This is a genomic window from Acinetobacter sp. OYA S30, from assembly GCF_033599315.1.
Taxonomy (GTDB): domain Bacteria; phylum Pseudomonadota; class Gammaproteobacteria; order Pseudomonadales; family Moraxellaceae; genus Acinetobacter; species Acinetobacter baumannii.
Genome location: NZ_JAWVAV010000073.1, coordinates 1 through 6,559 on the forward strand (window position 1 = coordinate 1; position 6,559 = coordinate 6,559).

At 38.9% G+C, this 6,559-nt stretch carries 13 protein-coding genes; all 13 read left to right on the top strand.

All coding sequences use genetic code 11. The features are described from left to right. On the top strand, positions 1 to 613 hold a 613-nt coding region (locus tag R5R67_RS18565; RefSeq protein WP_318755125.1), incomplete at its 5' end, for a minor capsid protein. Continuing rightward, positions 610 to 840 (top strand): hypothetical protein, encoded by a 231-nt coding sequence (locus R5R67_RS18570; RefSeq protein ID WP_000004552.1) that lies wholly within the window; start codon positions 610 to 612, stop codon positions 838 to 840. The genes R5R67_RS18565 and R5R67_RS18570, both read left to right, overlap by 4 nt. Positions 841 to 1,057: 217 nt before the next feature. Further along, the gene (locus R5R67_RS18575) at positions 1,058 to 1,249 is read left to right on the top strand and encodes a hypothetical protein (protein ID WP_001139861.1); all 192 of its coding nucleotides are present in this window, start codon (positions 1,058 to 1,060) and stop codon (positions 1,247 to 1,249) included. Between the two features lie 106 nt (positions 1,250 to 1,355). Further along, positions 1,356 to 2,126, top strand: a complete 771-nt coding sequence (locus R5R67_RS18580; protein ID WP_000770064.1) for a DUF6651 domain-containing protein — start codon at positions 1,356 to 1,358, stop codon at positions 2,124 to 2,126. Positions 2,127 to 2,153: 27 nt separating this feature from the next. Continuing rightward, positions 2,154 to 3,107, top strand: coding sequence for a major capsid protein (locus R5R67_RS18585; RefSeq protein ID WP_000214194.1), 954 nt, complete (start codon positions 2,154 to 2,156; stop codon positions 3,105 to 3,107). A 64-nt stretch (positions 3,108 to 3,171) separates the two neighbouring features. Beyond that, positions 3,172 to 3,837: an Ish1 domain-containing protein gene (locus R5R67_RS18590; protein ID WP_000767883.1), complete on the top strand. Its 666-nt coding sequence runs from the start codon at positions 3,172 to 3,174 to the stop codon at positions 3,835 to 3,837. A 4-nt stretch (positions 3,838 to 3,841) separates the two neighbouring features. Next, complete coding sequence (locus R5R67_RS18595; protein ID WP_000008494.1) at positions 3,842 to 4,231, top strand: hypothetical protein; 390 nt, start codon at positions 3,842 to 3,844, stop codon at positions 4,229 to 4,231. Between the two features lies 1 nt (position 4,232). Then, positions 4,233 to 4,601: a hypothetical protein gene (locus R5R67_RS18600; protein WP_025466914.1), complete on the top strand. Its 369-nt coding sequence runs from the start codon at positions 4,233 to 4,235 to the stop codon at positions 4,599 to 4,601. Positions 4,602 to 4,638: 37 nt separating this feature from the next. Further along, the gene (locus tag R5R67_RS18605; RefSeq protein ID WP_000168342.1) at positions 4,639 to 5,313 is read left to right on the top strand and encodes a hypothetical protein; all 675 of its coding nucleotides are present in this window, start codon (positions 4,639 to 4,641) and stop codon (positions 5,311 to 5,313) included. 34 nt (positions 5,314 to 5,347) lie between these two features. Then, the gene (locus tag R5R67_RS18610; protein ID WP_000220307.1) at positions 5,348 to 5,518 is read left to right on the top strand and encodes a hypothetical protein; all 171 of its coding nucleotides are present in this window, start codon (positions 5,348 to 5,350) and stop codon (positions 5,516 to 5,518) included. Positions 5,519 to 5,528: 10 nt separating this feature from the next. Next, complete coding sequence (locus R5R67_RS18615; RefSeq protein WP_009517140.1) at positions 5,529 to 5,936, top strand: hypothetical protein; 408 nt, start codon at positions 5,529 to 5,531, stop codon at positions 5,934 to 5,936. Next, positions 5,908 to 6,276: a hypothetical protein gene (locus tag R5R67_RS18620; RefSeq protein WP_002040724.1), complete on the top strand. Its 369-nt coding sequence runs from the start codon at positions 5,908 to 5,910 to the stop codon at positions 6,274 to 6,276. Before R5R67_RS18615 ends, R5R67_RS18620 begins: the two co-directional genes overlap by 29 nt. Before the next feature lies 1 nt (position 6,277). Beyond that, positions 6,278 to 6,559: phage tail terminator-like protein (locus tag R5R67_RS18625; RefSeq protein ID WP_318755128.1), on the top strand; the 282-nt coding region annotated here is incomplete at its 3' end.

Genomic DNA, 6,559 nt, shown 5'->3' on the forward strand with positions numbered 1-6,559 from the left:
TAAAACAAATCAGGAAATAGTTCAGCGTATTCGTGGTACCAAACGGCTTAATTATGAGGATGGGCTTTTAAGTAGCTCTAAGACGGATATTGAACGTACCGTAAGAACAGTTCGTAGTCATGTTGCTAATCAAACGTATTTAGATACTTTCAAACAGTTAGGTTTTGAGTATGTTCGTTTTATTAGTGTATTGGATGGAAGAACATCTAAGCTTTGTGCTCATTTAGACGGTACTGTCTGGAGGATTGATGATCCGGCAAAACGTGTACCGCCGTTGCATCCTAATTGTCGCAGCGAACTAGTACCAGTTAAAAAAGATGGTCAACTTATCGGTGAACGGCCATTTGTAATGGACGAACGTAGAGTTAAAGACATCCCCAAAGAAGAGCGTAGCCAGTTAATAGGGCAGCTAGATGCCAATACTACGTTTAGAGAGTTCTTCAAGAAGACAGATGATTTCTTTCAAAGAGAATGGTTGGGGCCGAAACGTTACAAGCTCTATAAGGAAGGAAAATTTGATTTTGATAAGTTCTTCGATCCAGAGAGGCGGTTATACACATTGGACCAACTTCGAAAGTTGGATGAGCAAACCTTTAAGGAGTTGGGCTTATGAGTGAGTCAAGACATTTAGTGCTAAAGCGTCACCCTACTTTGAAAGGTTATCTGGTTATTTGTGATGAAGAAACTGGACAACCTCTAGCTGGACAAAGAGCAGTACAGATGAATTCTGATGCCTTAAATGGACCCGCAACAATTACTGTAACTTTTGAAGCATATGGTGCTCATGGTGTTCGCTTAGTGAGTGATGCACCAAGGCCAAATCAAACAAAGGAAATGTAGCGAAAGGTATTACAAATGTCTGAAAAGCAAATCACTATGTCAGATGCTCAATATATTCTGAGCACAAAATGAATTCTGGTGCCATTTCTTCAAATTAAGGTTTCAAGCCATGGCAATTTATGGTTTTACTTTTGAAAGATTAAAAGCAATTGCACTTATCAAATAGAACTTAATTTTTAACCATAGCACCTTCGGGTGCTTTTTTTGCGAGAAGAAAATGCCAAGCCCTATTATCCAATATTTCCAATATGAACATTTACCTGAACATTTGCAGCAAGTTAGTAAGCCAATTGGTGATTTAGCTCGGCAAATGGATGAGCAACTTCCTGACGGGCCTGAAAAATCCACAGGATTAAGAAAGCTACTTGAAGCAAAAGATGCATTTGTACGCCAAGCTTTAAGTAAATAATCATTTATAGAAATGAAGCGTCCTAAAGGGCGCTTTTTTATTGCCTGCCGAAAGCGGAAGCAAACAGCGTAACGAGTGGAAACTCAATAACTAAAGGTGGAAACCTATGAAACTTAAAACAGTAACTATTGAAGGTAAGTCTTACGCAGTAATCAATGAACAGGGCCATCCTGTTTATATTCATGATGATGGAAAGGAAGTCGGTTTTGATGCGCCACGTGCGATTTCAAAAATTGATGAGCTGGGGACTGAGGCAAAAAACCATCGTCTAGCTAAAGAACAAGCGGAAGCAAGTTTAAAAGCATTTGAAGGAATTGAAGACCCAGCGGCAGCTAAAAAGGCATTACAAACAATCCAAAATCTCGATGATAAAAAGCTGGTGGATGCCGGTGAAGTTGAGAAAGTTAAAGCTGAAGCTATCAAAGCAGTTGAGGAAAAATATGCCCCGATTGTTGCGCAACGTGATGCTCTAGAAGCCTCTTTACATAAAGAACTTATCGGCGGTGGTTTTGCTCGTTCTAAGTACATTCAAGACAATATTGCAGTACCTGTGGATATGGTGCAAGCGACCTTTGGTCATCACTTCAAAATCGAAGAGGGCAAGGTGGTTGCATATGATCCGAACGGCGAAAAAATTTATTCGCGTGTCCGTCCGGGTGAACTTGCAAATGTTGATGAAGCTTTAGAGTCATTGGTTGGTGGATACCAGCATAAAGACTTAATTCTTAAAGGTGGTAAAGGAACTGGTGGCGGTTTTCAAGGTGGGGGCAAAGGTGGAGCGCCTGCAGGAATGAAACGCAGTGAAATGTCTGTTTCTCAGAAAGCTGACTACATCAAAGAACATGGCAATGATGCCTTCCTAAAACTGCCGAACTAATCATTAAAAATTTGGAGATAAGTCGTTATGACTACAACAGTTAACTCAGACATGATCATCTACAACCAATTGGCACAAACTGCTTATTTAGAGCGTTTGCAAGACAATTTGAATGTATTTAACCAAGCCTCTAATGGTGCAATTGTTTATCGTAATGAGATCATTGAAGGTGATTTCAACAAAGAAGCATTCTACAAAGTGGGCGGTAGCATTAAACATCGTGATGTGAATTCAACCGCCAAAGTAGTGCCTGAGAAAATTGGTTCTGGTGAATCTGTAGGTGTAAAAGTCCCATATAAATATGGCCCTTATGCTTCCACTGAAGAGGCATTCAAACGCCGTGCACGTACACCTGAAGAATTTGCAATGATTCTTGGTTATGATTTAGCAGATGCATTGGTTGCAGGACGTTTACAGTACAGTTTAGCCTCATTAAAAGCAGCTATTTCTAGCAACCCAGATATGGTTGCCAAAGGCAGTATTGCGGTAGATGGCCGTAAAGCACTAACACGTGGTATGCGTAAGTTTGGTGATAAGTTTGGTCGTATTAGTTTGTGGGTGATGAACTCAGATACTTATTTCGATATTGTCGATGATGCAATCACCAAGCAAATTTATGGAGAATCTGAAATCGTTATCTATGGTGGTTTACCAGGTACCTTAGGTAAGCCGGTATTGGTTACAGATGCTGTAGGTGATGATGATGCATTTGGTTTGCAAATGGGTGCGGTTACTGTTACAGAATCACAAGTACCTGGCTTCCGAGCTTATGACATCAATGATGAAGAAAACTTAGGCATTGGAATGCGTGCTGAAGGCGCGTTCAACTTAGATATTCTTGGTTATAGCTGGGATACATCAAAAGGCGAAAACCCTGACCTTACTTTACTTGGTTCAAGTGCCAACTGGAAAAAACATGCTACTAGCAACAAAATGACAGCAGGCACATTGCTTGACTTGTCTGGCACAACAACTGGTTAACTCATAAACATCTCACTATAAGAGGGCTATTAAGCCCTCTTTTTACATTAAAGAGAAATGCATCATGAAGCTAATCTATACACGTATTGCGGCAGCAGCTGCATTAGAAGTAGGGACTATTGCAAACCCTGAATATTATGAATATCCAAATCGAAGTGCTGAAGAGGTAATCATTTACGGTGATTACCCGAAAATTCAAAATGATTATGAAGCTTTGAATATTCCAGTTGAAGTTCGCAAATTGGAAGAACCTGCAAAAACAACTTTGGCCACAGTAAATGTCGCGGTTGGAATTACTCCAGAGCTGCAAAAAGTCATTGATCAAGCAAAAGCTGACTGTGAAAAGGTTATTGAAGAAAACGGGCAACTTAAACAGAAAATCGAAATCTTGGAACAAGCTAATGGTGATAGTTCGGAGTTAATTTCTGAAAACTCACGTTTAAAAGATGCTGTACTCCAAGCTGACAATGCTGCTAAAGCGGCTGAAGGAAAGGTAGTAAGCATTCAAGCAGAGTTTGAGGCTTTTAAAAATGATGTTGCTGCTATGCAAGCGCGTATTGCTGAATTGGAAGCTGGAAAAGCGGAAGAAAATCCAGCTACAGAAACGGCAGCTAATGATTTTGAAAATTGGTCAAATGATCAATTAAAAGAGTATTTGGCTAGTAAGAACATTGGCTACAAGCCGTCTGCAACAAAAGCAGAACTCCTTAAATTAATCCCGAAGGAATAATGCAATGAGCTTTATTACTGTAGATGACGCAAATTCAATTTTGGGCAGCGATTTTGCACCAGACAGTGATAAAGCTCGTCTGGTTAAACTGGCAAATGTCTGGATGAAAAACAGAATAGGTTTTGTACCAGATCCTATTGACCCACTTCTTAAGGATGCAGCTTGTGAAATTATCAAAGGAATTCTGGCCAAGGTAATTTATAACGGCAAAGATCAGCAGCTGAAGCGCAAGAAAGTTAAAGCTGATTCTGTAGAGTCAGAAAAAGAATACCAAGATGGATCTGAAGCAATTTCTAGCTTTGAACAGATAGCAATTGATTTTATTGATTCACTTGATTTGAAAGATCCAAATGCAAGTTTTAATGGCTTTGGCATACCACTTTACAGGGCTTGATATGGGCTTACGTGACGAAATTCAGGCAGACATTGCTGAAGCATTTAATGATGATTTGGCTGACGCCGTTCATTCATTTACTTGTGAGCGGATCTCAAAAACTAATTGGGATCCTAAAACTGAAACTTCTATTGAGGTTAAAGAAAACTATTCTGGCCGTGGCGTTCTGTTTGGCTCTTACAGTCAATATGAGATTCAGACGCTTGGAGTCCTGGCCACAGATAAGAAGGCTACCGTGCTTCAAAATGAAGTGTCCATGACACCTAAAATTGATGATGAATGGCTAACAGCTTTAGGCTCATTTCGAGTTATTCATATTCAGCAAGATCCGGCCAGTACAATCTGGAAATGTCAGTTGAGGAAGGTTTAAATACTTGTTCTAATATCCTTCTAAATTAGGGGGATATATGGCCAGTAGAAAATTAGAAGATAAAATTAAACGAGTATGTTATTTCGTTGGTGGTGGAGTAATAGGCTATTTGTTAATTAGTTTTATTATTTTAAGTTCATTTCCATGGAATCATTATTTACTTGATAAAAAGCAAGCATACGATGTTTTAAAAGATGCATTCACAATAGGTGCAGCATTTCTTGCTCCAATTGCAGCATTTGTTTTATTCAATGACTGGAGAGAACAACATGTAGCTGTGAAAAATGAGAAATTGAGTGAGGAGATATTAAGAATAGTAACTAATGATTTTTTATCATTTTATAACCTTAACCCCAGATTAAAAGCAGATGTAGAAAAGTTTAATGAACAGCAAATGCAATTCCATAGAGATGTAGCAAATCTCTTCTTAAAGGTAGATGAAATTGATGCAGTAGATGATCAAGCTATAAGTTTTAAGGAAAATATTAAGAAGTTAGATGGTGATTTTTTGGGTTTGTATCTGAGTTTATTTAAACAAATTGAAATTGTAATTGAATATGATGCAATTGCTGAATTTTTAGATACAGAATCACTCTCTAGAAAAGAAGAATTAAAAACTGATTTGGATAAATACGCAAAAGAAAATGAAATCCACTATACAAGAATTATGGAAGTATTTAGAAAACTTAAACCGTTACAAGTTTCATCATGATTCCCACTTCGGTGGGTTTTTTATTGGAGTAATTATGACTTGGACTGCACATGAGGTCTATGACAGCTTTCAGGTTGTACCTGATGATGATTTAAAACCTCATTCATTTTTTCACTGCGAATGCCATCCCGAATATGTGGATGGCATTTTTATTCATAATGCATTTGATGGCAGAGAGGCAACTGAAATGCCTTTGCTAAGTTAAAAGGTAGACCATGGTTAGCACAGATTACGTACCTTTATGGCATATCTCACCATTTCAACATGTTCAATACACTCTTGCTAGAAGTCAGCTTCACATGGATCTGTTATTCGAGGACATGAATAACGTTGATAAGTTCTTGTCTACTGAAGGTGCTGCTGCACAAGTTGATTTTTATTCTGACGGCGCGTATGCAGTTGTTCAGTTGGGCGATACCTCAGAAAGAAATTTAATTGAAGTGTATGGATTGCTTTTACATAAAGCTGTTCATGTCTGGCAAAAGATTAAAAAGCTAATGGGTGAGCGCGAGCCAAGTGTTGAGTTTGAAGCATATTCAATTCAAGCGATCGCTCAAGACCTTTTTAAAATGTATGAAGAAAGCGAGGTGAATGATGGGATGGAAGGGGAAAAAGCCAACTGAATTTAGTTTTGATGTGGCTAAAACAGCAGAGGAAAAGGTAAAGAAAATTACAATGGATGCTGTTCAGTCTTTAGTGGTTTCAAGTCCTGTTGATACTGGCGCTTATCGTGCTTCGCATATCGTTTCAATTGGATCTGGAGACTATGGTGTGCGTGGACCTGAAACAAACGCCGTGCAGGATGCCGCTATTCAAGCCGTGAAGTTTAAGTTGGGCAATTTAGTTTATATCCAGAACAACCAGCCTTATGCAGAGCGCTTAGAAAATGGGTGGTCTGATCAAGCACCACAAGGAATTTACAACACCACCTTTACCTTTATTTCTCAGAAGTATGGCGGCTAAAATGGCAATGACTTTAGAGCAGACAAGGCAAGCTATTATCGATCGTATGCAAGCTTTTACCGGTATTACGCAAGACAGAATCCAGTATCCAAATTTACCAGGCTTTAATGTACCTAAAGATGGTGTTTGGTGCCGCTTAACGATTGCAGGTGGTCCCAGTTTTACTTCTGGCATTGCAGATAAGCCATGTACTCGCCGTACCGGTAATATCATGATTCAATGCTTTGCACGTCCCAATTCAGGAATAATTGAAATCACAAAATTGAGTGATGCATTACTTGCT